The organism is Microbacterium shaanxiense (genome assembly GCF_054779995.1).
The window spans coordinates 169,475-193,742 of sequence record NZ_BAAGXE010000005.1; the positions used below are offsets into that span (position 1 = coordinate 169,475).

The following is a 24,268-nucleotide window of genomic DNA, read 5'->3' on the forward strand; positions in this document are numbered from 1 at the left end:
GGAATCGTCCCACTCAGGGCTCGCGCAGCCGCACCAGCCGTTCGTGCCCGGTCTCCTCGAGCTCCGTGATCTCGTCGCGGGATTTCAGGAAGTCGGAGAACGAGCGGTAGCCGAGGGCCTTCTCGCTGAACGACGGATCCATGCGTCGCATGTGCGTCTTCACCGCAGAGCTGTGCAGCCATTCGTCGGCGTCCGCCTTGTCATGGCCGAGGCGCAGGGCGCGCTCGAGCAGCAGCGTCGCCTCGTCCTGCTCGGTGAGCGCCGTGGGCTCCTGCTCGGCGATCACTTCGGGTTCGGCCGGCTTGGCCGCCTTCTTGGCGCGCGTCCGCGGGGCCTTGGCCTTCGCCGGCACCTCCGCCTCAGCATCCGCGTCGACGTCCGCCTTCGGCGTCTCGGCGACCGGTTCTGCCTTGGCCGCGACCTTCTTGGCCGCGGGGCGCACGACGCCGGGAAGCGAGTCGTACGACTCGAACTCATCGCACGCGGCGGCCAGCGACTTCGCGGTCGAGCCTGCCACGCCCACGCCGATCACGTAGCGCCCCAGCCGCTTGCAGCGCTGTGCGAGCGGCACGTAGTCGCTGTCACCCGCGACGAGCACCACGTGGGTCAGGTCGGAGAGGCGGAACATGTCTTCCACGGCATCCACGGCGAGGCGGATGTCGGCGCCGTTCTTGGCGTACGCAGCGGCGGGGAACAGCTGCACGAGGTCGACCGCGCGCGCGACGAGCTGCGAACGGTACTCGGCGTTGACGGGGGAGGACCAGTCGGCGTAGGCGCGGGTGAGCACCAGCGTGCCGAACGACGCGGCGTAGTCGATGATCGCCCCGACCTCGATCATCGCAGCCTTCAGCCGTTCGACGACCTCTGGGTCGTGCGGATTCTCCGCGATGCGCTGACGATCCTTGCCGTAGGCGTTGCGGCCGTGGACGCGGTCGTACCAGGAGATGACGATGTTGTCGAAGTCGAGATAGACGGCGACGCGAGGATCCTGGGTGTCAGCCATGGTCGCGCTCCTCACCGGGGTAGCTCACGCCGATCTGGGAGCGGATCTCGTCGAGCGTGCCCATGATGGCCACGCTCTCCGCGATGGGGAGAACGTCGCCTGCGAAGTTGCCCTCGCTCACGAGCCGTTCGGCGGCGAACGCCTGGTACTGCATGCCGCGTCCCTCGACCTCGGAGGTGTAGGTCTCGCGCACCGTGCCGTCCGGTGCGACCACGCGGAAGGTCGTCGGCGTGTACCAGACCCGGTCGATGTCGATCCGCGCCTCGGTGCCGATGATGGATGCGGCATTGGGGCCGGCCGCCCTGGACGACGACAGGCTCGTGGAGACCGCGCCCCCCTCGTGCGTCATGATCGTCGCGACCTCGGAGTCGGCGCCGGTCTCGACGAGCCGTGCGGTGGCCTGGATGCTCGTCGGTGCACCGAGGACGTCCCAGATGAACGAGATCGGGTAGATGCCGAGATCGAGCAGGGCACCGCCGCCGAGCTTCAGGTCGTTGAGGCGATGCGCGGGGTCGGAGCTGATCAGCTGCGTGTGATCCGCGGTGACGGCGCGGACCTCGCCCAGCGCGCCCTCCGCGAGGATCTCACGGATGCGCACCATGTGCGGCAGGTAGCGCGTCCACATCGCCTCCATCACCAGCAGGCCGCGTTCGGCCGCGATGCGCTGCAGATCCTCGGCCTCGGCGCGATTGACGGTGAACGCCTTCTCCACGAGCACGTGCTTGCCGTTCTCGAGGGCGAGCTTCGCCCCTGCGTGATGCATCGGATGCGGCGTGGAGACGTAGATGATGTCGACGTCGGGATCCGCGACGAGATCCTCGTACGTGGCGTGCACGTGCGGGATGTCGAATTTCGCGGCGAAAGCGTCGGCGGAGGACTGCGAACGCGAGCCGACGGCGACGAGATCACGCCCGGCGGTGCGCAGATCGGAGGCGAAGGCGGACGCGATGCCGCCGGTTGCGAGGATTCCCCAGCGAAGACCAGTCATGTTCTCAGCGTAGAGCAGTCGCGAGCGCCTCCTGCGGGACGAGCGGGAAGACCTGCTCGGCGATGCGGTCGAGTTCTTCATCCAGCGGCGACGCCTGGATCAGCAGCAGCGTGATGCCGGCCTCGGCGTAGTCGTTGATGCGTTCGGCGACCTGTTCGGCCGTGCCGACGAGGTTCGGGCGCAGCCCGCGCGTGCCGACCGAGTACTCCGGGCGACTGAGCTCGAGCGACAGGTTCGAATGACGGGTGAACTCCTCGAAGGATGCGTAGCCGGGCGAGTCGGGATCCACCGTCGTGATCCGGTCGAGCTCGCGCTGCGCCTCCGCCTCGGTGTCGCGCACGATGACGTACGCCGGCATCCCGAACTCGGCAATAGGACGACCATGGATCCGCTCCGAGCGGGCGTTCATGTCCGCGACGTTGCTGCGCACCTCGTCGAGCGTTCCGCCGTGCATGACGTACGCGTCGGCGAAGTCGGCGATGGCTTCGCGTCCGGAATCGCTCTCACCGCCGGCGAAGACCACGGGGTGCACCTGCGGCTTCGGCTCGACGATCGTGCCCTCGAACTCGTAGTGATCGCCCGCGTACGAGAACGGCGTCTGCTCCCACAGCCCGTTCAGAACCTCGACGAACTCCTTCGCCTGCGTGTACCGCTCGTCGTGCGCGGGGAAGTTGCCGCCGAACTGCCGGGCCTCCTCTGCCCACCACGCGGCCACGACGTTCAACGACACCCGCCCCGGCGCGATGCTGTCGAGCGTGCTGACCGTCTTCGCGAGCACCGCTGGCAGGTGGAAGCCGGGGCGGACGGCCGTCATGACCCGCAGACGATCCGTGACGGCGAGGATCGCGGCCGACAGCGACCACGCCTCGAGGCTCGGCGCCTCGACGCCCTTGCGATCGTTGAGGTACAACTCCGGCACGAGCGTGGTGTGGAAGCCGAGCCGGTCGGCCTTCACCGAGACCTCCCGGATGTGCTCCCACGTCGCCGCCATCTGCCCCTCGTCCGTGACGTTGCGCAGGAATCCGCCGTATACGGGTGTCCAGTAGCCGAGATTGATGCTCATGATGTCTCCTGGTCGAGTGCGCCGCGTGGCGCTGCGAGTGAGGGCGATGCTCAGATGCGCGCGAGCGCGCTGTCGAGGTCTGCGATGAGGTCGCCGGGATCCTCCAACCCGGCACTCAGCCGGATCGTGTTCAGCGAGATGCCTGCCGCGGCGCGCTGGTGCGCGTTCAGGTGGGAATGGGTCATGGATGCCGGGTGCGAGACGAGGCTGCGCGCATCGCCGATGTTCGCCACCAGGCGGAAGACCTCGAGGGAATCGACCACTTGCGCGACGCGGGTCTGGGCGCCGGCATCCTCGACGCCTGCGAGATCGAACGAGAGCACGGAGGGCACGCCCCGCGGCAGGTAGCGTTCGGCGAGCGCGTGCCAGCGGTTGCCGGCGAGTCCGGGGTGGTGGACGGCGGCCACCTTCGGATGCTGCGACAAGTGCTCGGCGATCGTCAACGCCGTCGCGCTCTGACGCGCCACCCTCAGATCGAGCGTCTCGATGCCCTGCAGGATCTGCCACGCGTTGAACGGTGAGAGGGAGGGCCCGAGATCGTGCACGTACTTGGACTTCACCAGCGCGGCGAAGGCCTGGCCGATCCCGAAGCGCTTCCAGAGCACGAGCTCGCCGAACCGCGGATACGGAGCCGTGAACTGCGGCCATCGCTCGGGCTGCGCGCCGAAGTCGAACGAGCCCTGATCCACGACGACACCACCGAGCGATGTGCCGTGGCCGGAGAGGAACTTGGTCGCGGAGTGCACGACGAAGTCGGCGCCGTGCTCGCCGGGGCGGATCAGGTACGGGGTCCCCACCGTGTTGTCGATCACGAGCGGTACGCCCGCCGCGTGGGCGATGTCGGCGACGAGGCGGAAGTCGAGCACCTGGGCGATCGGATTCGCGACCGATTCCGCGAAAAGTGCACGGGTGGTCGGGCGGATCGCGGCCCGCCACGCCTCCGCGTCGTCCTGGTCGACGAACGTCACCGCGATGCCGAAGTCGTCGAACGTGTCCTGAAAGAGGTCGACGGTGCCGCCGTACAGCTGGTTCGCCGAGACGATGTGACCGCCGCGGCCGGCGAGTGCCATCAGCGTCACCGCGACGGCCGCCTGGCCGGAGGCGACGGCGACGGCTGATGCTCCGCCCTCCAGCGCGGCGACGCGCTCTTCGAGCACCTGCTGGGTGGGGCTGGCGTTGCGGCTGTACAGGTTCCCGGCCCGGCGCAGCGCGAACAGGTCGGCGGCGTCGGCGAGCGAGGCGAACTCATAGGCGGCGGTCTGGTAGATCGGCGGAACCGCGCTGTTCTGCGGGACTCCGGTGGTGTAACCGCCCTGCACCTGCTGCGTCGAGAAAGCGGTCATGCGGCGGCTGCCCCCACCGCGTGCCGCACGGCAGGGGTGTGCACGTCGCCGCTGCGCAGCCGCTCGAGCCAGAGCACGACGGATGCCGCGACGCTGCGATGCGACTGGTCGTTCAGCGCGTCGTGCAGGCCCTCGACGGTCTCGATCAGTTCGAGGTCGGGTACCGCGCTCAGCAGCGCACCGGCCTCGGCGATGGGGGAGACCGCGTCTGCGGATCCGTGGAACGCGAGGACGGGCACGGCGATCGCCGCGAGGTCGGGTGCGGCCGGCGCCCGTTCGACGCTCGCGCTGGCAGTGCGCGATTCGGCCGCGCCGAGCACGCCGAGATGGACGGGGCATGCGGTGCGCTGCTCGTCGGTCGGCTCATCGGTGCCGTCGACCTCGACCGGTGTACCCGCGATGATCGCACCGTCGGGCGTCCCTCCCTGCGAGAGCACGCGCAGAACGGCCGCCGCGCCGGTGTCGGAGCCGACCAGGACCGTCGGCACGTCGTCGATGCCGGCAAGCCAGGCCGCTGCGGCGTCAGCGTCCGCTTCGAACACCGCCACGGTGTAGCCGTCGGCGCTGATCCGCCTCCCGAAACGCTCGTACACGGGTGCGCGCTCGCCGCGGCCCGTGACGACGGCGAGGATGCCGCGCACGCGGGCAGGGGGCGTCCAGATGGCTGCGGGGGAACTCGTGGTCATGCGTCCATAGTGAGCGCTGATCAGGTGCGCGCGACACGCATGTGTCGAACTGTTGCAGTCTGTGTCGTCCCGCATCGGCGCTGCTGGTTCGCGGTTGCGTGGCCTTCTACTTTCACATCCATGACTTCACGACACCCCTTCGCGTCACTTGCCGCTCTCAGCGTCGCAGCCCTCGCGTTCACCGGATGCGCCGCGTCTCAGGCCCCGGCCGACGACAGCAGCGGTACCAGCTCGCTCACCTGGGGGTGGCGCCTGCCCACCAGCTGGGACCCGGTGACATCGACCGCAGGCTGGGACACGCATGCGCTGGCGCTCGTGTACGACGGGCTCACGCAGCTCGACACCGAGGGCGAGCCGGTGCCGGGACTGGCCGAGTCGTGGGAGTACAACGCGGAGGGCACGGCGATCACCTTCCACCTGCGCGAAGACGCCGCCTTCAGCGACGGCACACCGGTGACGGCGGAGGCAGTGAAGAGCAACCTCGAGCGCGGGCGAGACCAGGAGAACTCCACTCTGGCCGGACAGCTGCGCATCGTCACGGGAATCGACGTCGTCGACGAGCACACCGTGACGGTGCATCTCGACCAGGCCGACTATCAGGTGCCGTACCTGTTCGCCGGCAAGACCGGATTCATCGTGAACCCGGCGGCCTTCGACGACGTCACCACTCTCGCCACGCAGCCGGAGGGCGCCGGCCCGTTCGCGTTGACCGAGTACGTGCCCAACGCGCACGCGACGCTCGAGAAGAATGACGAGTACTGGAACGCCGACCACATCTTCATCGACGACCTGTCCGTCGTCCCTGTCGCAGACGACGCGACGGCGGTCGCCGGTGTGAACACCGGGCAATGGGATGTCGCGATCATCCCCGCGTCGCAGGCCGAGGCCGCGGAATCCGCCGGTCTCGATGTCGAGGTGATCAAGGCGCTCACGGTCAGGGCCCTGGACGTGAACGGCACGGTGGCGCCGTTCGATGACCAGAGGGTGCTGCAGGCGATCAGTCATGCCACCGATCGTCAGGCGCTGATCGATTCCACATACTTCGGGCACGGCACCGCGAACTGGCAGCCGTTCCCGGACGGCTATGTCGCGCACAGCGAGGAGCTGGACGACCTCTACCCGCACGATGTCGACGCCGCGCAGGAGATGCTCGCCGAGGCGGGCTACCCGGACGGCGTCGACATCATGCTCACCCTCGGTGAGGATGACACGGCGCTCGCCGAGCTGCTGCAGGCGCAGTGGGCCGAAGCGGGCATCCGCGTCACCCTGAACGTGCAGGCGGCGGCCGCGATCTCGCAGAACTACGTGCAGCGCACGTTCCCGTTCGTGCTCGACAGCTACTCGGGTCGGCAGTCACCGCTGCAGGCGCTCGAGGTCCTGTACGGCCCGGAGGGGTTGATGAACCTCGGACGCCAGACGCCCGCCGAGCTCACGGCCGCGATCGACAAGGCACGCGCCACGCCGACGGATGACTCCGCATACGCGGAGACCATCCAGGACGCCGTCGAGGTGGGAGTGAAGCTGCAGCCGAACACCTTCCTCTTCAGCTGGCCGCGCATCCTCATCCACCCCGACGACATCACCGGCATCCAGCACTGGCTCGACGTGCAGCGCTGGGAAGACGTGAAGGTCGAGGGCTGAGACGTGACGACGACCGTGACCGCCGAGGCGCCGCCAGCGCCCGAGATCGAGGACATGCTGCGTGTGCGTCGCGCGTGGCCCGCGCTGCGCACTGTGCTCGCCACCCTCGGCACGGCGGCCACGGTCTTCGTGCTCGCCACCTTCGCGACCTTCGCGCTGGGAGCGGCGAGCGGATCCAATCCCGCGGCCGTCGCTCTGGGCGAGGTCGCCACGCAGGAGGACATCGACCGCCTGAACCACGTCTTCGGGCTCGACCGTCCGTTCCTGGTGCGCTACTTCGACTGGATCTCCGGCGCCGTCACCGGCGATCTCGGGGCGAGCTGGTTCACGACCATCCCCGTGGCGGACAGCATCGCGCAGGCGTTCCCGGTGAGCCTGTCGATCGCCGTCGGGGCGATCCTGCTGGCGCTGCTGTTCGGTTTCGCAGGGGGTCTGCTCGCCGCTGTGAACCGCGGCGGCCCCGTCGATCGCGCCGTGACCCTGCTGACCACCGTGTCCGCGACCGTCCCGGCGTTCGTCGCGGCGATCGCGCTCATCCTGCTGTTCGCCTACGCCATTCCGATCTTCCCCGTCGCGGGCTACGTGCCGCCGGAGAGGGATCTGGGCGGCTGGCTGCTCTGCCTCGTGCTGCCGGCCCTCGCATTGAGCCTGGACGCCGGGGCCGACATCGCCAGGCAACTGCGCACATCGCTCGTGGGCACGCTCAACGAGAACTTCATCATCGGCGCACGGGTGCACGGTCTCAGCCCGGGCCGGATCGTGCTCAGGCACGCGCTGCCCATCGCGTCGACCCCCGCGTTGTCGGTGCTCGGTGTGCATGCGCCCCGACTCGTCGGCGGAGCGGTCATCACCGAGGTGATCTTCGGGATGCCAGGACTCGGTCAGCTTGCCAACCGCGCGGCGCTGCAGGGCGACATCCCCGTCGTCCAGGGCGTGCTGCTCATCACGATCGCCATGGTCGTCGTCATCGGCGTGATCATCAACCTCGTCATCGCCCGCACCGGCGGTACGGATCGGAGTGCCGCATGAACGCCCTGGCCCGCCTGTGGGCGGCCGGATGGACAGTGCGCATCGCGATCCTCGTGATCGTGGGCGTCTTCGTGATCGCCATCGCCGGCCTGGTGCTCGCGCCGTACGACCCACTCGGACAGGACACCGCGAGCGCGTTGCAGGATCCGTCGCCCGCTCACCTGCTCGGCACCGACTACCTCGGCCGCGATGTGCTCTCGCGGCTTCTCGCCGGAGCACCCGCCTCGCTGCTGAGTGCGTTCGGGGCGGCGGTCATCGGGCTCCTGATCGGCGCCGTGCCCGGTGCGCTCAGCGCGTTCGCACCCAGGATCGGCGAATGGCTCTCGCTGCGCGTCGTCGATGCCCTGCTGTCGTTGCCGTTCATCCTGTTCGCGATCGTGTTCGCCGCCCTGCTCGGCAACGGTCTCATCCAGGCGACACTGGCGATCGGCATCCTGATCGCGCCGAGCTTCTTCCGCATCGCGCGCGCCGCGACACTGCGGGTGCGCGATTCGCAGTACGTCGAGGCCGCCGCGTTCCTTGGCGGATCGGCGTGGTGGGTGCTGCGCCGGCACGTATGGCGTCAGGTCGCTCCGAACCTCGTCGTCGCATCGGTGTCGGCACTGGGCGGCGCGCTGCTCGCCGTCGCCTCACTCACCTTCCTCGGCATCGGCGTGCAACCTCCTGCGCCCACCTGGGGAGGGATGCTGTCGAGCGATCTCGGCTACCTCGGCCAGCGGCCGTTCGGTCCGGTGGCGCCTGCGCTCGCCATCATCATCACGGTCGGTGCGCTGAACCTGATCGCTGACGCATCCCGCGACGTGCTCGGGGCGGATGCCGTGGTCACTCGCTCCGCCCGCAAGGAGGCCGCCCATGTCTGACGTGCGCATCAGCACTGCTCCGCGGGCGTCGTCGACCGTGCTCAGCGAAGCGCTCCCACCATCGTTCGACGAGAGCTCGCTGGTCAGACCGACGGTCGCATCGGCGGAGAACCTGGTGATCGCGGCATCCGACGGCACCGAACTCGTGCACGGCGTCTCGGTCGCCGTGCGCCCCGGGGAGGCGGTGGGAATCGTCGGCGAGTCCGGCAGCGGCAAGACGCTCACCTGCCGGGCGCTGCTCGGCATCCTTCCCGCAGGACTGTCGGTCACGGGCGGGGCTGTGCGCGTCGGCGACCAGGATCTCACGCGCGCGTCCGAGAAGACCTGGCGGCGGCTGCGCGGCACTCACGTGGCCGCCGTCTTCCAGGACCCGGCGTCCTACCTCCATCCCGCGATCCCGGTCGGCGCCCAGCTCGAGGAGACGCTGCGCATCACCGCAGGGATTCCGAGGCGCCAGATGCGCGCGCGGGCGCGCGAACTCCTCGACGATCTCGGCATCCGCCGCGTCGATCTCGTGCTGCGTCAGCGGGTCGCCGAGCTCAGCGGGGGGATGCTGCAGCGCGTACTCATCGCGATGGCGCTCGCCGCGGATCCGGCCGTGCTCATCGCCGACGAGTCGACGACCGCGCTGGATGTCACCGTGCAGGCCGAACTGCTCGAGCTGCTGAAGCGGTTGCGGGTCGAGCGCGACCTCGCGCTCATCCTGGTCTCGCACGATCTCGCCGTCGTCTCGCAGGTCTGCGAGCGGGTGCAGGTGTTCCGTGACGGAAAGGTGGTGGAGGCAGGGTCCACGTCGCGTGTACTGCGTGCGCCGGGACACCCGTATACGCGCGAGCTGCTGTCCGCGCATGCGGCCTACGGACTGGAGAGGTATCTCGCATGAGCGGAGACGGATCGGTGCTCGAGCTCGACGAGGTCTCGGTCGACTACGGGCGGGTGCGCGTGCTCGACGGCGTCTCTCTGACGATCAGACCGGGCGAGGTCGTCGGCGTGGTCGGCGAGTCGGGTTCCGGCAAGACGACGCTCGCCCGCACCGTGCTGCGCGCCGTCGCGCCGGCCGAGGGGCGCGTGAGCGTGGCAGGACGCGACGTCACCCGGGTACGCGGCGCGGCACTGCGCGCCTGGCGCCGCTCCGGCGCCGTGCAGTACGTGTTCCAGGACCCGCTGCGTTCGCTTGACCCGTCCGTCGCCGTCGCCGACTCGATCGTGGAGGGACTGCGGATCGCCAGGGTGCCCGCACCGGATGCCGCGCGCCGACGTGCCGCGGCTCTCGAGGCCGTCGGGCTCGACGAGGACCTCATATCCCGGCTGCCGGCGGGACTCTCCGGCGGGCAGCGTCAGCGCGCAGCGATCGCCAGGGCGCTCGTCGTCGAGCCCCGGCTGCTCGTGCTCGACGAGCCGGTGAGCGCCCTGGATGCGGCGAGCCGCGACCGGGTCGTGCAGGCTCTCATCGCGTTGCGCGACCAGCGGGGGAGCGACCTGGCGATGCTCGTGATCTCGCATGACATCGGTTCACTCGCGGCCATGAGCGACCGGCTGGTGGTGCTGAACCGCGGCCGCATCGTCGAGGACGGCCCGACCAGGCAGGTCGTCGCGCATCCGGAGCATCCGTACACGAGACGTCTCATCGATTCCGTCCCCCTCATCCACACGCCATCCGCCAACCGCCCCTGAACACTGGAGCTGCAGACATGCCCATCGAAATCCTCGGAATGATCGCCACGACCGCAGGGTCGGAGTCGAAGGCGATCGCAGGACCCGCCGTCGACCCCGCCTACGTGCGCGAGTTCTCGCGTGCGCACGAGGAGGCCGGGTTCGACCGAGTGCTCATCGGCTACAGCGCGAGTTCGCCAGACGGCTTCGCCGTGGCGTCGGCGGCGCTGCACTCCACCGAGCGGCTGAAGGTCCTGATCGCTCACCGGCCCGGCTTCGTGCCACCGACCATCGTCGCTCGCAAGCTCGCCACGCTCGACCATCTCACGGGCGGTGGCCGCGTGGCGATCCACCACATCACCGGCGGCAGCGAGGCCGACCAGCGTCGGGACGGCGATTACAGCGAGAAGCAGGATCGCTACCGTCGCACCGGCGAGTTCATCGATGTGCTCCGCAAGACCCTGACCGAGGAGGAGCCATTCGACCACGACGGCGAGTTCTACCGTGTCGAGGGCGCGTACTCGGCTGCGAAGCCCGCGACGGATGCCGGGATCCCGATCTTCTTCGGCGGGCTGTCGGACGGTGCGGTCGAGGTCGGAGCGAAGAACGCGGACGTCTACATGCTGTTCGGCGAGCCGCTCGCCGAGGTGGCGGAGCACATCCGCACGATCCGCGCCGCCGCGGCGAAGGAGGGCCGGACGATCGAGTTCAGCCTTTCCACTCGCCCGATCATCGCCGACACCGAGGACGAGGCGTGGGCGAAGGCCGACCGCATCTACGCCGAGACCGAGGATCTGATCGCGTCGCAGAAGGACGGGAACACGCTGTCGTTCGCCCGCTCACGCGGTGCGGAGCGCAACGCAGTATCGGCCGACCGTCTGCAGCAGATCGCGAAGCGCGGTGACGTGCACGACGAGCGGCTGTGGACCGGGATCACGCGCCTCACCGGCCCTTCGGGCAACTCGACGGCGCCGGTGGGCACACCGGAGCAGGTCGCTGAGGCGCTGCTGAAGTACTACGACCTCGGCGTCACGCGATTCCTGATCCGCGGGTTCGATCCGCTCGGTGACGTGCGCGACTGGGGCGAGGAGCTTGTCCCTCTGCTGCGCGAGGGTGCCCGTCGTCGCGACGAGGCGCGCGCTGCTGCCTGAATGATCGAGGGCTACGGCACCAGTGTGATCTTGCCCCGGGCGGCGTGCGCCTCGACGAGCTCGTGCGCCTGGGGCGCCTCCGAGAGAGGCAGTTCGGCGCCGAGCTCGACCTGGAAGTCGCCCGCCGCGATCAGGGCGATCGCGGCGTCGACGCCTTCATGGCGCCAGGCGAGCTCCTGCTCGGTCAGAGGGGTGGGCGCGCCGCCGCTGAAGGCGCGGATGCCGAGCTTCTCGGCATCCGGTCCGCGGACGATCGTCGCGATGCGATCGCGGTCGGAGATCAATTCCTTCGACACTTCGATCGCCTCCTCGGTGCCGATGCAGTCCAGCGCGACGGTCACGCCCGCGGGAGCGGCTGCGCGGACCCGATCGGCCAGGCCGTCGCCGTATGCGACGGGGATCGCACCGAGCTCGCGCAGCTGGTCGTGACGTGCAGGGCTGCCGGTGGCGATCACGGTGGCGCCCCATGCGACGGCGAACTGGATGGCGGCCTGTCCGACCGCGCCGGACCCGGCGTGGATGAGCAGCGTGTCGCCGTCGCCGACATCCAGCGAGCGCAGGCACTGGTAGGCCGTTCCCACCGGGATGCTGAGAGCCGCGCCCTCGGCGGCGGTGACGGCATCCGGCAGACGGAAGAGATGGGCGACCGGCACGACCAGATGGGTCGCGTACGTGCCGACCGTGTCACCGATCGCGACCCTGTCGCCGACCGCGAACTCGGTCACTCCCTCGCCGACGGAGTCGATCGCACCGGCACCGTCCAGACCGACGCGGCGCGGTTCGGTGATCGGCGGCATCGGGCGCTTCCCACTGCGCCGTTTCGCATCCAGCGGATTCACACCCGCTGCCTCGATCCGCACCACGACCTCGCCGGGACCGGCGACAGGATCGGGGATCTCCACGAGGTGGAGGACGTCAGGTGAGCCGATTTCGGTGTGAACGATCGCGCGAGCCATGCCGCCAGGCTACCCGGAACCGATGAAGGCCTCGCACCCGAGGGGTGCGAGGCCTTCATCCGATACGGAGATCAGTCGACCGGAACGATCAGGCCCTTCCAGGTCTCCAGCACGTACTCCTTGGTGCGATCGTCGTTCAGCAGCTCGATGAGTGCTTCGATGCGAGGGTCGTCCTTCATATCGGCGCGCGTCGCGAGGATGTTGTAGTACTTACTGTCGGTGCCCTCGAGGAGGATCGCCTGGTCATCCGACAGGCCGGCCGGAATGGCGAAGGACGCGGTCACGAATGCCGCGTCGTTGTCGGGGAGCGCGAGCGCCAGCGAAGCGTTCTCGATCTCGACGAACTTCAGGTCCTTCGGGTTGTCTGTGATCTCGGCGAGCGTCGTGGCGCCGTCGGCGATCTCGATGATGCCCTCGGCGGCGAGCAGCTCGAGCGCGCGTCCTTCGTTCGTCGGGTCGTTCGGGATCGCGATCGTCGCACCCTTGTCGAGGTCGTCGAGGCTGTCGAGCTTCTCGCTGTAGAACGCGGCGGCGGGGAGGTAGATCTCGCCGACGGAGATCAGGTCGTCGCCGGACTGCTCGTTGTACGTGTCGAGGAAGGTCGAGTTCTGGAAGAGGTTCGCGTCGACCGAGCCGTCGGAGAGGGCGGGGTTCGGCGTGTTGTAGTCGGTGAACTCCTGCCACTCGATCGTGAGGCCCGCATCCTCCGCGAGGTTGTCGGATACCCATTTCAGGATGTCGCCCGCGGGGACGGGCAGCGCACCGACCTTCAGAGTGCCGAGGCCATCCGAGCCGTCCGCTGCGGGAGCATCGTCGGTGCTGCCGCCGGCGCAGGCGGTGAGGCCGATCGCCAGCGCGCCGGCGGCCACGATGGCGGCGCCTCGGGTGAGAGTGGAGAAGGACATGTTCGTGCTCCTTGTGGGTGTCTGTACAGGGCTGCGGTGTGTGAGGGGACGAGGGTGCGGACTCAGGCGCCGGCGCCGATGACGTCGGCGGCGTGGGAGGCCCGGTTCGCGTGATCGAGCGAGCGGGCGAGCATGTTGCACCCCCACTGCACGAGCAGCACGATCACGAACAGCACGATCACGACGGCGACGATGTGCACCCAGCTGTAGCGCTGGAACCCGTATGTGAGCGCGACGTTGCCCAGGCCGCCGCCGCCGACCACGCCGACCATCGCCGAGAAGTTGATGATCGAAGTGATGGTGGTGGCGATGCCGAGCACGATCGCGGGTGCGGTCTCGGGCAGGATGACGCGGCGCACGAGCTGCCAGCGCGTGGCGCCGAGGGAATCCGCCGCTTCCAGCAGGCCCGAATCGACCTCCTTGACGGCGATCTCGACGACACGGGCGAAGAAGGGGATCGCGATGAGGGTGAGCGGGAAGATGGCGGGGCCCGTGCCGATGAACGAGCCCAGCAGCAGCCGCGTCAGCGGAATCAACGCGATCATCAGCACGATGAACGGCACGGAGCGACCGAGATTCACGATGAATCCGAGGATGCGGTTGATGGCGACGCCGAGCGCTGCCGAACCGAACGGCGCCGAGAGGAAGCGCCCCTTCTCGGTGCCGACGAGGACGATGCCCAGCGGCAGGCCGACGATGATCGTGAAGAGGATCGCGACGCCGGTCATCCAGAGCGTCTCGAGGGTGCCCTTGAGCATCGTGTCGAAGAGCTGCGGCCAGAAGTCGGGGGAGGTGTAGTCGATCATGCGGCTTTCACCACCTCGACGGCGACGCTGTGCTCCGTGAGGAATGCCTGCGCGCGGGCGACGATCTCGGGGTCGGCCGGCAGCGCGAGGCGCGTACGCCCCGCCTGCGCACCGGCGATGTCCTCGATCGTGGCGCCGAGGATGGAGACGTCCAGATCCAGCGCACGGGAGAGCAGGGCGATCGTCGGCTTCTGCGCCTCCTCGCCGGCGAACGTGAGATCGATGATGACGGATCCGGGGATGTCCGGCACCTCTCCGAGGGGGAATAGGTCGCGAGCGAGACGGCTTCCGGGTGTGCGGATGAGGTCGGTGAGCGTGCCCCGCTCGACGATGCTGCCGTGCTCAAGCAGCGCAGCGGCATCGCAGATCTGCTTCACGACCGCCATCTCATGAGTGATGAGCATGATCGTGAGCCCCAGATCGCCGGAGAGTCGCCGCAGAAGCGCCAGGATCTGGCGGGTCGTGTCGGGGTCGAGCGCGCTCGTGGCCTCGTCGGAGAGCAGCACGCGCGGGCGCGACGCCAGCGCGCGGGCGATTCCGACGCGTTGACGCTGACCGCCGGAGAGCTGCGCGGGGTACGCATCGGCGCGGGCGGCGAGCCCGACCAGGTCGAGCATCTCCCGCGCCTCGGCTGCCCGGTCGCCGCGGCCGCGGCCGACGGCCTCCAATGCGAACTCGACGTTCTGGGCCACGGTGCGATTGCCCACCAGGTTGAAGTGTTGGAAGACCATGCCGATCCCGTGGCGCGCGGCGCGCAGTTCCTGCCCGCTCAGATGCGACACCTGCACTCCGTCGACCGTGACGCTTCCGGAGTCGGGACGCTCGAGGGCGTTCACCGTCCGCAGCAGGGTGGACTTGCCCGCACCGGACTGCCCGACTACGCCGAAGATCTGGCCGCGTCCGATCTCGAGCGACACGTCCGCGAGTGCGCGGGTGCCGCCGAAGGATCGGCTGACATGCTCGATGGTGATCATGGGAATGCTGAAGACCCCTTTCGGGGAAGAAGAGGAGGGTTGCGACAATTCCACCTGATCGGCGCGGCGAACACCAATTCGCATGACGCTGCGTGACGTGGTGTCAGCTCTCTCGCAAGATCTTTGCTATGCGCTGCGGCGAGACCGGTTGCGCCGTGCCGAGGCGCTGTGCGAACACGCTGATCCGGTACTCCTCCAGCAGCCAGCGCGCCTCCACCAGTGCCGGAGCGGCGTCTGCGGCGAGCGGGATGGTGCCCCCGGCATCCTCGAACGCCTTGGACACGCGCTCGAACTCGGTCATCCGGGCGCGATCCTTGCCCGGCTCGTTCGACAGTGTCTTGAGCCGATCGAGCATGCCGTCGAGATACCGGGGAAGGTGCGCGAGGCGCTCGGCGCCCGTCGCCGAGATGAACCCGGGATGCAGCAGCCCGTTCAGTTGGGAGCGGATGTCGTTCAGCGGGCCGAGCAGCGCGAGAGAGTTCTCCGACTTGATGCCGCGCTCGACCTCGCGGGACTTCGTGAGTATCCGTGCGACGAGAGAGACCGTGGCGAACAGCTGGTCCACGAGGATCGCGTTGACGGCATCGCGCGCCGTGGTGAACTGCGCTTCGGTGCGGATCGGGTGGGCGGGCAGGGTCGCCCTCACCACGGCGGTCCTGGCATCTTCGATCAGCGCGGAGGCGGACGAGTACGGCGACGCCGCGAGGGCGAGCTTCTCATGCGAGGTGAGGTGCTCCTGCACATAGGACGCAGGAGAGGGCACATTCAGCAGTACGAGGCGCAGCACCCCGTCTCGAGTGGCCGCGTCTGCGGCGTCGGCCGTCGCTTCGACGCGCACAGAGACGCTCTTGCCCTTGTCGATGATCGCGGGATAGCCGCGTACGACGCCGCCTGCGACCTTCGTGTCGAGCACCTCGGGGAGGTCGCCGAAGGTCCAGTTCGTCAGACCGTCCTGCTCGATCGATCCTCGAACGGATGCCGCGGCCACCGCCTGTGCGTCGGGGCGTCCTCGCCCGCTCTCGGGACGCGCGATCGAACGTGCGACGCTGGACCGGGCGCGGTCGGACAATGACCGCTGAAGCTCGCCGAGGTCTCGGGCAGAGCCTGCGACGCGGCCGCGCTCATCGACGGCACGGAAGTTCATCCGCAGATGCCCCGGCACGCGCTCGTCGTCGAAGTCGGCGGCCGAGACCGGCTGATTCGCCAGCGGCTGGATCATCCGCGCCAGTGCCTCCTTCAGCGAACGGGGAGGGAGCCCGCCGTGGTTCTCCGGTCCCTCCTCGGCGAGTTCCGCTCCGAATCTGTCGGCCCAGTCCGCTGCGGGCACGACGTGCCGGCGGATCGCCTTCGGCAGTGCGCGCAGCAGCGCGGTGACGAGGTCTGCGCGCAGCCCAGGCACCTGCCAGTCGAAGCCGCGATCCTCGATCTGGGCGAGCAGTGCGAGGGGGACGACGACGCTGACGCCGTCGTCCGGAGCCCCCGGCTCGAAGCGGTAGGCCAGCCCGAGCACCTGGTCGCCCTGCGTCCAGCGCGTGGGGAAGTCGTTCTGATCGGCCCGTTCGTCGTCTTCGATGAGGTCGCTCTCGCGCATGACGAGCAGCTTCGGCGTCTGTTGCAGCGTCTCGCGCCACCACTTCTCGAACGAGCGCACGTCGAACACGTCGGAGGGGATCCGCTCGTCGTAGAAGCGGAACACCTCTTCATCGCCGGCGAGGATGTCGCGTCTGCGCTCGCGTTCCTCGAGCTTCTCGAGGCGCTTGCGCAGCTCGGCGTTGCTGCGCCAGAAGGCGCTGACGCGCTTGTCGAGCCTGGTCGGATCCCACTCGCCTTCGACCAGCGCGTGCCGCACGAACATCTCACGGGACGCGGCGCGGTCGATGCGGGCGAACTGCACGCGCCGGCGCGGGATGATCTCGACACCGAACAGCGTGACCTTCTCGAACGCGACGGCGGCGCCGGCATCCTTCGACCAGTGCGGTTCGGACACCGAGCGCTTGGCGAGGTCGCCGGCGAGCGACTCGGCCCATGCCGGATCGATCGCGGCGACCGTGCGTGCGAAGGTGCGGGAGGTCTCGACGATCTCGGCGGACATGACGGCCTGCGGGCTCTGCTTGCGAAGGCCCGACCCGGGGAAGATCGAGAAGCGGATGCCGCGTGCGCCCCGGTACTCCGCGATCCGGCGCTTCGGGTCCTTCTGGGTCTTCGACTGCCCCTTCGGCGGTGTCTTGGTGTTCCGCTCGTCGAGGATGCCGATCTGCGAGAGAAGACCCGCGAGCAGGGCGCGATGGATGGCGTCGGGGTCGGCGGCGCCCTCGTTCTTCGACGTCGGCGGAGCTTTCACGAGCGAGCGCAGCTGGCGGTGCACGTCGAACCACTCGCGGACCCGCACGTAGTTGAGATACTCCGAGCGGCACAGGCGCCGGAACGCACTGGATCCGAGATCTCGCTGCTGCTCGCGCAGGTGGTTCCACAGGTTCAGGGTCGCCAGGAAGTCGCTCGTCGGATCGGTGAAGCGTGCGTGCATCCGCTCCGCGGCGTCGCGGACGCCCTGAGGCGCCTCCTGCGACGGGCGTTCGCGGACATCCTGGATGGTGAGACCGGCGACGATCGCCAGCACGGGCTCTGCGACGCCGTTCTTCTGCGCCTCGAGCAGCATGCGGGCGAAGCGCGGGTCGATCGGCATCCGGGCGATGTCGCGGCCGATGCGGGTCAGCCGCGGGGTGTCGCGACCGAGGTCGACGGCGCCGAGCTCGGTGAGCAGGTCGAACGCGGCCTTGATGCCGCGCGAATCCGGTGGCGTGAGGAACGGGAACGCGGCGATGTCGCCGAACCCGAGCGAGAGCATCTGCAGCACGACCGAGGCGAGAGAGGTGCGCAGCACCTCGGGTTCGGTGAACTCCGCCCTCTTCTCGAAGTCGTCCTCGCCGTAGAGGCGGATGGCGATGCCGTCGCTCGTGCGGCCCGCACGACCGGAGCGCTGGTTCGCCGACGCCTGTGAGATCGGCTCGATCGGCAGCCGCTGCACCTTCGAGCGGTTGCTGTACCGCGAGATGCGTGCGGTGCCGGTGTCGATGACGTACTTGATGCCGGGGACGGTGAGGCTCGTCTCCGCGACGTTCGTCGCGAGGACGACCCGACGCCGCACTCCCGCGACGCGGCTCGGCTCGAACACCCGATGCTGCTCGGCGGCCGACAGCCTGCCGTACAGCGGGAGCACCTCGACGGGAGACCTGCTCGACGCATACGCAGCGCGCACGGCGTCAGCGGCATCCCTGATCTCGGCTTCGCCGGGAAGGAACACGAGCACGTCGCCCTGCGCTTCGCGGTCGAGTTCGCGCAGCGCCGTGACGATCGCGGAGACCTCGTCCTCGCTCTCGTCCTCGGAAGGCGCCCGGTACCGGATCTCGACGGGGAAGGTGCGGCCGGAGACCTCGATTATCGGCGCCGGCGTGCCGTCCGCAGCGGCGAAATGTGCGGCGAAGCTCTCCGGATCGATCGTCGCCGAGGTGATGATGACCTTCAGGTCAGGGCGCTCGGGGAGGATGCGGGTGAGGTATCCGAGCAGGAAGTCGACGTTGAGGGAGCGTTCGTGCGCCTCGTCGATGATGATCGTGTCGTAACGGCGCAGCAGACGATCGCGGTGGATCTCGTTGAGCAGGATGCCGTCGGTCATCAGCGCGACCTTCGTCGCATCCGACACCTTGTCGGTGAAGCGCACCTTGTAGCCGACGGCTCCGCCGAGTTCGACGTGCAGCTCTTCAGCGATGCGCTCGGCGATCGTGCGGGCGGCGAGTCGGCGCGGCTGCGTGTGCGCGATGTTCGTACGGCCGAGCTCGAGGCAGATCTTCGGCAGCTGGGTGGTCTTTCCCGATCCGGTCGCGCCGGCGACGACGACGACCTGGTTGTCGCGGATGGCGTCGGCGATCTCGTCCCTCGCGGCGCTGACGGGCAGCTCCGGGGGATAGGTGATCACGAGATCGGCAGAAGACATAGCCCTCCATCGTATGACGACGAGGCGGCGCGAGGCGACCTGTCATCACAGGTCGTAGGGTGGTTGCATGACGATCCCCACTGTGACTCTCAACGACGGACATTCCATCCCGCAGCTCGGCTACGGCGTCTTCAAGGTGCCGCCGGCAGACACCGAGCGCACGGTCAGCGAGGCGCTCGAGATCGGCTATCGCCACATCGACACAGCGGCCATCTACGGCAACGAGGAAGGAGTGGGCGCGGCGATCGCGAAGAGCGGCATCGCCCGCGACGAGCTCTTCATCACCACGAAGCTCTGGAACGACCGTCATGACGGCGATGAGCCGAACGCCGCGATCGCCGAGAGCCTCGAGAAGCTGGGCCTCGAGCACGTCGATCTGTATCTCGTGCACTGGCCGACGCCGGCGAAGGACAACTACGTCCACGCGTTCGCGAAGCTCATCGAGCTGCGCGACGCCGGCCTCACACGCAGCATCGGCGTCTCGAACTTCCTCGCCGAGCACCTCGAGCGCGTGGTGAACGAGACCGGCGTGACACCGGCCGTCGACCAGATCGAGCTGCACCCCGCATATCAGCAGCGCGAGACCGTCGCGTGGGCTCGGGACCACGGCATCCGCATCGAATCGTGGGGTCCGCTCGGGCAGGGCAAGTACGACCTCTTCGGCACGTCGGCGGTCGCCGACGCCGCGGCAGCGCACGGTAAGACGCCGGCGCAGGTCGTGCTGGGCTGGCACCTGCAGAAGGGAACGATCGTGTTCCCGAAGTCGGTGCGCGCCGAGCGCCTGCGTGAGAACCTCGACGTCTTCGACTTCACTCTCACCGAGGCCGAGATCTCGGCGATCGACGCTCTCGACCCGCTCGACGGATCGGGCCGAGTGGGCACGCACCCGAACGAATTCAACTGAGCGCCTGACGCTTACATGACGCCCCGTGTCGCTCCGTGCGCCACGGGGCGTCATCGTGGGTACGTTCTATGGCATGACCGCTCCCTATCGCATCGTCGCCGTCTCCGGCTCGCTCCACGAGCCCAGCAAGACGACCGCGCTTCTGCGTGCCATCGCCGCCGCCGTCGCCGAGCGCGCCGAGGTCGAGGTGCAGCTGATCGAGCTCACCGCCGTCGGTCCTGAACTCGCGGGAGCGCTGCGCCGCGATCGCCTGCCCGCGAGCGTCGAGGAGCAGCTGGTCGCGATCGAGCAGGCCGATCTGCTGATCGTCGGCAGCCCGGTCTACCGTGCCTCGTTCACCGGACTGTTCAAGCATCTGTTCGACTTCGTCGGCCAGTACGCACTCGTCGGGAAGCCGGTGCTGCTGGCGGCGACGGGCGGGGGAGAGCGCCACGCGCTCATCATCGAACACCAGTTGCGGCCGCTGTTCGCGTTCTTCCAGGCGCTCACGCTGCCACTCGGCGTCTACGCCAGCGACACGGACTTCGACGGGTACGTGATCAACTCCGAGATCCTGCAGGCGCGCATCGCGCTCGCGGCCGAGCGCGCGCTGCCGCTCGTCGGATACGCGGCGTCGAGGACGACTGAGGCGCTCGTCGGCTGAAGACGGCGCGGGTCAGCGATCGAAGCGCCCGTCCGCTGAGCGCTGCACGGGCGTAGCGTGGGCGCCATGACGAATCGTCTCGCCGACACGCTCAGTCCGTATCTGCGCTCGCATGCCGACAACCCGGTCGACTGGTTCCCGTGGGGCACAGAAGCGTTCGCGGAGGCGCAGCGGCGGGACGTGCCGCTGCTGATCTCGATCGGCTATTCGACGTGCCACTGGTGCCATGTCATGGCACGGGAATCGTTCTCCGACCCGGAGACGGCGGCGCTCATCAACGACGGCTTCGTCGCGATCAAGGTCGACCGGGAAGAGCATCCCGATGTCGACGGTGCGTACATGGCAGCGGCATCAGCGTTCACGCAGAACCTCGGTTGGCCGCTGACCGTCTTCACGACACCGCAGGGCCGCACGTTCTATGCGGGCACCTACTGGCCTCCTTCCGCGAGGGGCGGCATGCCCGGATTCAGCGACGTGCTCGCCGCGGTGCGAGAAGCATGGACACTGCGCCGCGAGCAGGCGATCGAATCGGCGGATGCCGTGGCCGAGGCTCTGGTCAGCGCTGCCTCCGAGACACCGTCTCCGCTGCCGGCGACGGCGGGCCTCGCGGCGGCTGCGGCGACGATCGCGGCGCGTGAGGACTCGTCGTTCGGCGGTTTCGGCGGAGCGCCGAAGTTCCCGGTCGCGACGACGCTGCGGTTCCTGCAGAGTCCACTCGTGCGTCGTGAGGCGTCCGATGCGGCCGCCTCTGCGACGCGCGCGCTCGCCGCGATGGCGGCATCCGCTCTGCGCGACACCGACGGAGGGTTCTTCCGCTACGCGACGCAGCGCGATTGGACCGTTCCTCACTACGAGCGGATGCTGACGGACAATGCGCAACTTCTCGACGTGGCTGTCGCGGAGGGGGACTTCGTGACGGCGAGGGGGATCGCTTCTTTCCTTCTCGAGGTGCTGCGGCGCGACGGCGGCGGCTTCGGCGCCGCGCAGGACTCGGAGTCGTGGATCGACGGGCAGCGCAGCGAGGGCGGGTACTACCTCGCCTCCGACCGATCCGCACTCGCGCCGCCCGACGTCGACGGCAAGGTGATCACGGGGTGGAACGGTCTCGCGATCGGTGCCCTCGCGCGGGCGGGTGCTGCGCTCGGAGTTCCGGGATGGGTGGATGCGGCGGCTGCGGCGGCCACTTTCGTGCTGGCGACCAACCGCTCGACGGAAGGGCGGCTCGTCAGGGCGTCGCTGGATGGCACCGCATCGACCGCCGTCGCGACGCTCGCGGATCTCGGTCTTCTCGCGGAGGGTCTCTTCGCACTGGCCGTCGCTACGGGCGATGCGTCTTGGGCGGTGACGGGACGCGACCTTCTCGATGAGGCGCTCGAAGACGGCGCCGCAGACGATCCCGTGCTCGCGGCGCAGGGCGTGGCATCCGCACCCGATCAGACCGACGGCGACCTGCCCTCGGGGGTGTCCGCTCTCGCAGCGGCGGCGCTGACGGCGTGGCGTCTGGGCGCAGGGGATCGGTATCGGACCGCCGCGGAGGAGCAGGTGCGGAGGCACGCGTCGTCCGCTCTGCAGCATCCGTTCGGCCATGGTTCGCTGCTGGCCGTGGCCGCGGGACTCGTCGAGCCGCCCCGTCAGGTGGTCGTCGTCACCGACGATCGTTCAGCGCCACTGGTGGTCGCTTCGCGCGGAATGGACGCCGACGTGATCGCAGCAGTGACGCCCGCGCAGGCGCGCGCGTTCGCGGAGGCGGGATTCGAGCTGTTCGAGGGCAAGGATGCGACGTCCGGCCTCGCTTACGACTGCCGGGCATTCGTCTGCCGTCTGCCGACGGCCGATGCGGGGGAACTCGTCGCGGCGAGGTGAGCCGTTGTGCTTTTGTGCTGATACAACTTGTGATAAACATGTGGCACAACGAGTGAAGCGGAGACCACGTGTTGCAGAGTATCTTCTCCTACGGTTTTACGGGTTTGGTGGGCGCCGCCTTCAGTTTGCCGGCGGTCTCGCTGGTGCTCGCGTTGGTCCTGGCGCTGGGCATTATCACGTTTACGAAGACCAAGGATGCTGATCCCCGTCTGGCAAAGCTCCCTGATGACGCGGCGATCGCGTTCAACGCGAGATACACGCGAGAGCGACGAACACTCGCAGTTTCGGCGCTTGCGGTGATCGTTGCCTTCATGGCTGAGAACGTTGTGCGTGGTTACGTCGTGAACATGGCCGATGTCGTCTCCTGGTGGCGCTTCGCGCTCCCTGTGTTCGTCGCGCTGGCGGGAGTGACAGCGCTGCTCATGATGATCGGCGTCGGAGCGGCGAGGATTCCCGCCCGCCCCGCTGGACTCGGCATCCGACGCACGTGGATGAGCTTCGGGCCGCGCGCTGGGATTGTGGGAGCGCTGGTAGTAGCCCTCGCCCTGTGCGTGACGACGATAACCGCTGGACTCGCATCATCGCCCGATGATCAGGGGCGATACGTCTACCTCGAGATCCCCGTACCGAACGAATCGATCGATCCCGTTCGCACTTGGTTCTACGGGTGGGCCTACGGCATTCCCGTCCTCATGTGTCTGTTCGCGCTCTCTTTGGCGACGGTGGTGACGCTCCACCGCAGCGCTGTGCGTCCGTTTCTGAGCGCAGAATCTGCTGGAGTCGAACAGGCTGCTCGATCCGAAGTCGCGGCGGGCGCGGTGCGAGTCGCGGTTGGTGGACTGCTGCTCGCGCTCGCCGGCGCGTGGCGCTTCATCGCGGGCGCGGGATCGACCTCTGAGCTGACCATCCACGGCGATACGTCGCAACAGGGCACTTATGAGGTCGCATGGCGATTCGCGGAGTTCGCTGCAATCGGCGGATGGTTCGCGCCAGCCCTTGAGATCGGGGGGTTCGTGCTGCTGCTTCTCGTTGCCTTCCAGATCCGGCGCGGTTCGGTAGGCAGCGAATCGAGGGTGAGTTCTCTCCGCAGTCCTGTCTCAGGAGTCGCTTCATGAGTGTCCGACACGCGCTGTCGACGGCTGACGAGAGTAGCCCCGCACTTGACATATATCGCCAGTTTCGTGGACTTATTGCATCTGGTCAGTTGGGAGCCGGTGAGCGGCTTCCGACGGTGAGACAGACAGCGAGTGATCTTGGCGTGGCCGCCGGAACCGCGGCGAAAGCGTACAGACTTCTCGAGCGAGACGGGTTGGTCGTGACGCGTACCGCCGCTGGTACCAGAGTCGCTGACTCCGCTGCGGTGCTCCCCGGTGCAGTCCTACGTCACATCCGTGAACTCGTTGCTGCGGCTGACGAGGGTGGCGCGGAACCTGAGGACGTCATCGAGGTACTCCGCGTCGTCTGGCAAGCATCAACGGGCCAAGAAACATAGTTCGAAGTTCAACAGACGCCGCATGCGGACGGCAGATCCGCAGATCGCGGTTCACCTCGATGCGGTGAGCGCGGGCGGCCATCAAGTGACGAAGAATCTTCTTCGGAAAAGTTCTCTGATCTGGGTTAAACCAGGGTTGGAATGTCGGTGGTCCCCTGTTGAATAGTGGGTATGAACAGCATCGTTGCTCGGCTTCGGGACTTGGAGGAGACCCTCGATTCCGTCGCGCGTGACGCGTTCGGTGCGGAGCAGATTCCGGGGTTGTCGGATGCCGATGTGGCGGAGGTGCTGGCGGTGTCGGGGCGGATCCAGCGCCG

At 68.4% G+C, this 24,268-nt stretch carries 21 protein-coding genes; 11 read left to right on the top strand and 10 right to left on the bottom strand.

Translation table 11 applies throughout. The features are described 5' to 3' along the window. Window positions 1-13 precede the first annotated feature (13 nt). Genes ACYVG2_RS17180 through ACYVG2_RS17200 form a run of 5 tightly spaced genes read right to left on the bottom strand, consistent with a single transcriptional unit; the run spans window position 14 to window position 5,083 of the window. Window positions 14-1,003, bottom strand: a complete 990-nt coding sequence (locus ACYVG2_RS17180; protein ID WP_460782096.1) for an NYN domain-containing protein — start codon at window positions 1,001-1,003, stop codon at window positions 14-16. Beyond that, window positions 996-1,991 (bottom strand): Gfo/Idh/MocA family protein, encoded by a 996-nt coding sequence (locus ACYVG2_RS17185; RefSeq protein WP_460782097.1) that lies wholly within the window; start codon window positions 1,989-1,991, stop codon window positions 996-998. The genes ACYVG2_RS17180 and ACYVG2_RS17185 overlap by 8 nt, the downstream gene beginning before the upstream one ends. 4 nt (window positions 1,992-1,995) lie before the next feature. Then, window positions 1,996-3,054, bottom strand: coding sequence for an LLM class flavin-dependent oxidoreductase (locus tag ACYVG2_RS17190; protein ID WP_460782099.1), 1,059 nt, complete (start codon window positions 3,052-3,054; stop codon window positions 1,996-1,998). A 50-nt stretch (window positions 3,055-3,104) separates the two neighbouring features. Further along, on the bottom strand, window positions 3,105-4,397 hold the full coding sequence (locus tag ACYVG2_RS17195) for an O-acetylhomoserine aminocarboxypropyltransferase/cysteine synthase family protein (protein ID WP_460782100.1): 1,293 nt from the start codon (window positions 4,395-4,397) through the stop codon (window positions 3,105-3,107). Next, the gene (locus ACYVG2_RS17200) at window positions 4,394-5,083 is read right to left on the bottom strand and encodes an alpha/beta hydrolase (RefSeq protein WP_460782101.1); all 690 of its coding nucleotides are present in this window, start codon (window positions 5,081-5,083) and stop codon (window positions 4,394-4,396) included. The genes ACYVG2_RS17195 and ACYVG2_RS17200 overlap by 4 nt, the downstream gene beginning before the upstream one ends. A 120-nt stretch (window positions 5,084-5,203) precedes the next feature. Here ACYVG2_RS17200 and ACYVG2_RS17205 point away from each other — a divergent pair, with 120 nt between their 5' ends. Genes ACYVG2_RS17205 through ACYVG2_RS17230 form a run of 6 tightly spaced genes read left to right on the top strand, consistent with a single transcriptional unit; the run spans window position 5,204 to window position 11,417 of the window. Then, window positions 5,204-6,724, top strand: a complete 1,521-nt coding sequence (locus ACYVG2_RS17205) for an ABC transporter substrate-binding protein (RefSeq protein ID WP_460782102.1) — start codon at window positions 5,204-5,206, stop codon at window positions 6,722-6,724. A gap of 3 nt (window positions 6,725-6,727) precedes the next feature. Then, window positions 6,728-7,753, top strand: coding sequence for an ABC transporter permease (locus ACYVG2_RS17210; protein ID WP_460782103.1), 1,026 nt, complete (start codon window positions 6,728-6,730; stop codon window positions 7,751-7,753). Beyond that, window positions 7,750-8,613, top strand: coding sequence for an ABC transporter permease (locus ACYVG2_RS17215; protein WP_460782104.1), 864 nt, complete (start codon window positions 7,750-7,752; stop codon window positions 8,611-8,613). Before ACYVG2_RS17210 ends, ACYVG2_RS17215 begins: the two co-directional genes overlap by 4 nt. Then, window positions 8,606-9,496: an ABC transporter ATP-binding protein gene (locus ACYVG2_RS17220; RefSeq protein ID WP_460782106.1), complete on the top strand. Its 891-nt coding sequence runs from the start codon at window positions 8,606-8,608 to the stop codon at window positions 9,494-9,496. The genes ACYVG2_RS17215 and ACYVG2_RS17220 overlap by 8 nt, the downstream gene beginning before the upstream one ends. Further along, a complete protein-coding gene (locus tag ACYVG2_RS17225; protein WP_460782107.1) occupies window positions 9,493-10,287 on the top strand; it encodes an ABC transporter ATP-binding protein in 795 nt (264 codons plus the stop codon). Before ACYVG2_RS17220 ends, ACYVG2_RS17225 begins: the two co-directional genes overlap by 4 nt. Window positions 10,288-10,304: 17 nt before the next feature. Continuing rightward, window positions 10,305-11,417, top strand: coding sequence for an LLM class flavin-dependent oxidoreductase (locus ACYVG2_RS17230; protein ID WP_460782108.1), 1,113 nt, complete (start codon window positions 10,305-10,307; stop codon window positions 11,415-11,417). Between the two features lie 11 nt (window positions 11,418-11,428). Here the strand turns inward: ACYVG2_RS17230 and ACYVG2_RS17235 are convergent, their stop codons facing one another. The 5 genes from ACYVG2_RS17235 to hrpA all read right to left on the bottom strand — a co-directional run bounded on the left by ACYVG2_RS17235 (window position 11,429) and on the right by hrpA (window position 19,049). After that, the gene (locus ACYVG2_RS17235; protein ID WP_460782109.1) at window positions 11,429-12,373 is read right to left on the bottom strand and encodes a quinone oxidoreductase family protein; all 945 of its coding nucleotides are present in this window, start codon (window positions 12,371-12,373) and stop codon (window positions 11,429-11,431) included. 71 nt (window positions 12,374-12,444) lie between these two features. Continuing rightward, window positions 12,445-13,278 carry a MetQ/NlpA family ABC transporter substrate-binding protein gene (locus ACYVG2_RS17240; protein WP_460782110.1) on the bottom strand — a complete coding sequence of 278 codons (834 nt, stop codon included), beginning with the start codon at window positions 13,276-13,278 and terminating at the stop codon, window positions 12,445-12,447. A gap of 62 nt (window positions 13,279-13,340) precedes the next feature. Next, entirely contained in the window at window positions 13,341-14,084 is a 744-nt protein-coding gene (locus ACYVG2_RS17245; protein WP_460782111.1) for a methionine ABC transporter permease, read from the bottom strand. Beyond that, window positions 14,081-15,058 (bottom strand): methionine ABC transporter ATP-binding protein, encoded by a 978-nt coding sequence (locus tag ACYVG2_RS17250; protein ID WP_366233445.1) that lies wholly within the window; start codon window positions 15,056-15,058, stop codon window positions 14,081-14,083. The genes ACYVG2_RS17245 and ACYVG2_RS17250 overlap by 4 nt, the downstream gene beginning before the upstream one ends. A 103-nt stretch (window positions 15,059-15,161) precedes the next feature. After that, entirely contained in the window at window positions 15,162-19,049 is a 3,888-nt protein-coding gene (gene hrpA, locus ACYVG2_RS17255; protein ID WP_460782112.1) for an ATP-dependent RNA helicase HrpA, read from the bottom strand. A gap of 67 nt (window positions 19,050-19,116) precedes the next feature. Here hrpA and ACYVG2_RS17260 point away from each other — a divergent pair, with 67 nt between their 5' ends. The 5 genes from ACYVG2_RS17260 to ACYVG2_RS17280 all read left to right on the top strand — a co-directional run bounded on the left by ACYVG2_RS17260 (window position 19,117) and on the right by ACYVG2_RS17280 (window position 23,951). After that, complete coding sequence (locus tag ACYVG2_RS17260; RefSeq protein WP_460782113.1) at window positions 19,117-19,953, top strand: aldo/keto reductase; 837 nt, start codon at window positions 19,117-19,119, stop codon at window positions 19,951-19,953. A gap of 73 nt (window positions 19,954-20,026) precedes the next feature. Next, entirely contained in the window at window positions 20,027-20,596 is a 570-nt protein-coding gene (gene msuE, locus ACYVG2_RS17265) for an FMN reductase (RefSeq protein WP_460782114.1), read from the top strand. A 66-nt stretch (window positions 20,597-20,662) separates the two neighbouring features. After that, window positions 20,663-22,459: a thioredoxin domain-containing protein gene (locus ACYVG2_RS17270; protein WP_460782115.1), complete on the top strand. Its 1,797-nt coding sequence runs from the start codon at window positions 20,663-20,665 to the stop codon at window positions 22,457-22,459. A gap of 71 nt (window positions 22,460-22,530) precedes the next feature. After that, the gene (locus ACYVG2_RS17275; RefSeq protein ID WP_460782116.1) at window positions 22,531-23,574 is read left to right on the top strand and encodes a hypothetical protein; all 1,044 of its coding nucleotides are present in this window, start codon (window positions 22,531-22,533) and stop codon (window positions 23,572-23,574) included. Further along, window positions 23,571-23,951 carry a GntR family transcriptional regulator gene (locus ACYVG2_RS17280; protein ID WP_460782117.1) on the top strand — a complete coding sequence of 127 codons (381 nt, stop codon included), beginning with the start codon at window positions 23,571-23,573 and terminating at the stop codon, window positions 23,949-23,951. The genes ACYVG2_RS17275 and ACYVG2_RS17280 overlap by 4 nt, the downstream gene beginning before the upstream one ends. The last annotated feature ends 317 nt before the right edge of the window (window positions 23,952-24,268 follow it).

Coding starts and splice junctions, on each gene's coding strand:
- ACYVG2_RS17180 (WP_460782096.1), bottom strand. CDS start 1,003: ATGGCTGACACCCAGGATCCTCGCGTCGCCGTCTATCTCGACTTCGAC.
- ACYVG2_RS17185 (WP_460782097.1), bottom strand. CDS start 1,991: ATGACTGGTCTTCGCTGGGGAATCCTCGCAACCGGCGGCATCGCGTCC.
- ACYVG2_RS17190 (WP_460782099.1), bottom strand. CDS start 3,054: ATGAGCATCAATCTCGGCTACTGGACACCCGTATACGGCGGATTCCTG.
- ACYVG2_RS17195 (WP_460782100.1), bottom strand. CDS start 4,397: ATGACCGCTTTCTCGACGCAGCAGGTGCAGGGCGGTTACACCACCGGA.
- ACYVG2_RS17200 (WP_460782101.1), bottom strand. CDS start 5,083: ATGACCACGAGTTCCCCCGCAGCCATCTGGACGCCCCCTGCCCGCGTG.
- ACYVG2_RS17205 (WP_460782102.1), top strand. CDS start 5,204: ATGACTTCACGACACCCCTTCGCGTCACTTGCCGCTCTCAGCGTCGCA.
- ACYVG2_RS17215 (WP_460782104.1), top strand. CDS start 7,750: ATGAACGCCCTGGCCCGCCTGTGGGCGGCCGGATGGACAGTGCGCATC.
- ACYVG2_RS17220 (WP_460782106.1), top strand. CDS start 8,606: ATGTCTGACGTGCGCATCAGCACTGCTCCGCGGGCGTCGTCGACCGTG.
- ACYVG2_RS17225 (WP_460782107.1), top strand. CDS start 9,493: ATGAGCGGAGACGGATCGGTGCTCGAGCTCGACGAGGTCTCGGTCGAC.
- ACYVG2_RS17230 (WP_460782108.1), top strand. CDS start 10,305: ATGCCCATCGAAATCCTCGGAATGATCGCCACGACCGCAGGGTCGGAG.
- ACYVG2_RS17235 (WP_460782109.1), bottom strand. CDS start 12,373: ATGGCTCGCGCGATCGTTCACACCGAAATCGGCTCACCTGACGTCCTC.
- ACYVG2_RS17240 (WP_460782110.1), bottom strand. CDS start 13,278: ATGTCCTTCTCCACTCTCACCCGAGGCGCCGCCATCGTGGCCGCCGGC.
- ACYVG2_RS17245 (WP_460782111.1), bottom strand. CDS start 14,084: ATGATCGACTACACCTCCCCCGACTTCTGGCCGCAGCTCTTCGACACG.
- ACYVG2_RS17250 (WP_366233445.1), bottom strand. CDS start 15,058: ATGATCACCATCGAGCATGTCAGCCGATCCTTCGGCGGCACCCGCGCA.
- hrpA (WP_460782112.1), bottom strand. CDS start 19,049: ATGTCTTCTGCCGATCTCGTGATCACCTATCCCCCGGAGCTGCCCGTC.
- ACYVG2_RS17260 (WP_460782113.1), top strand. CDS start 19,117: ATGACGATCCCCACTGTGACTCTCAACGACGGACATTCCATCCCGCAG.
- msuE (WP_460782114.1), top strand. CDS start 20,027: ATGACCGCTCCCTATCGCATCGTCGCCGTCTCCGGCTCGCTCCACGAG.
- ACYVG2_RS17270 (WP_460782115.1), top strand. CDS start 20,663: ATGACGAATCGTCTCGCCGACACGCTCAGTCCGTATCTGCGCTCGCAT.
- ACYVG2_RS17280 (WP_460782117.1), top strand. CDS start 23,571: ATGAGTGTCCGACACGCGCTGTCGACGGCTGACGAGAGTAGCCCCGCA.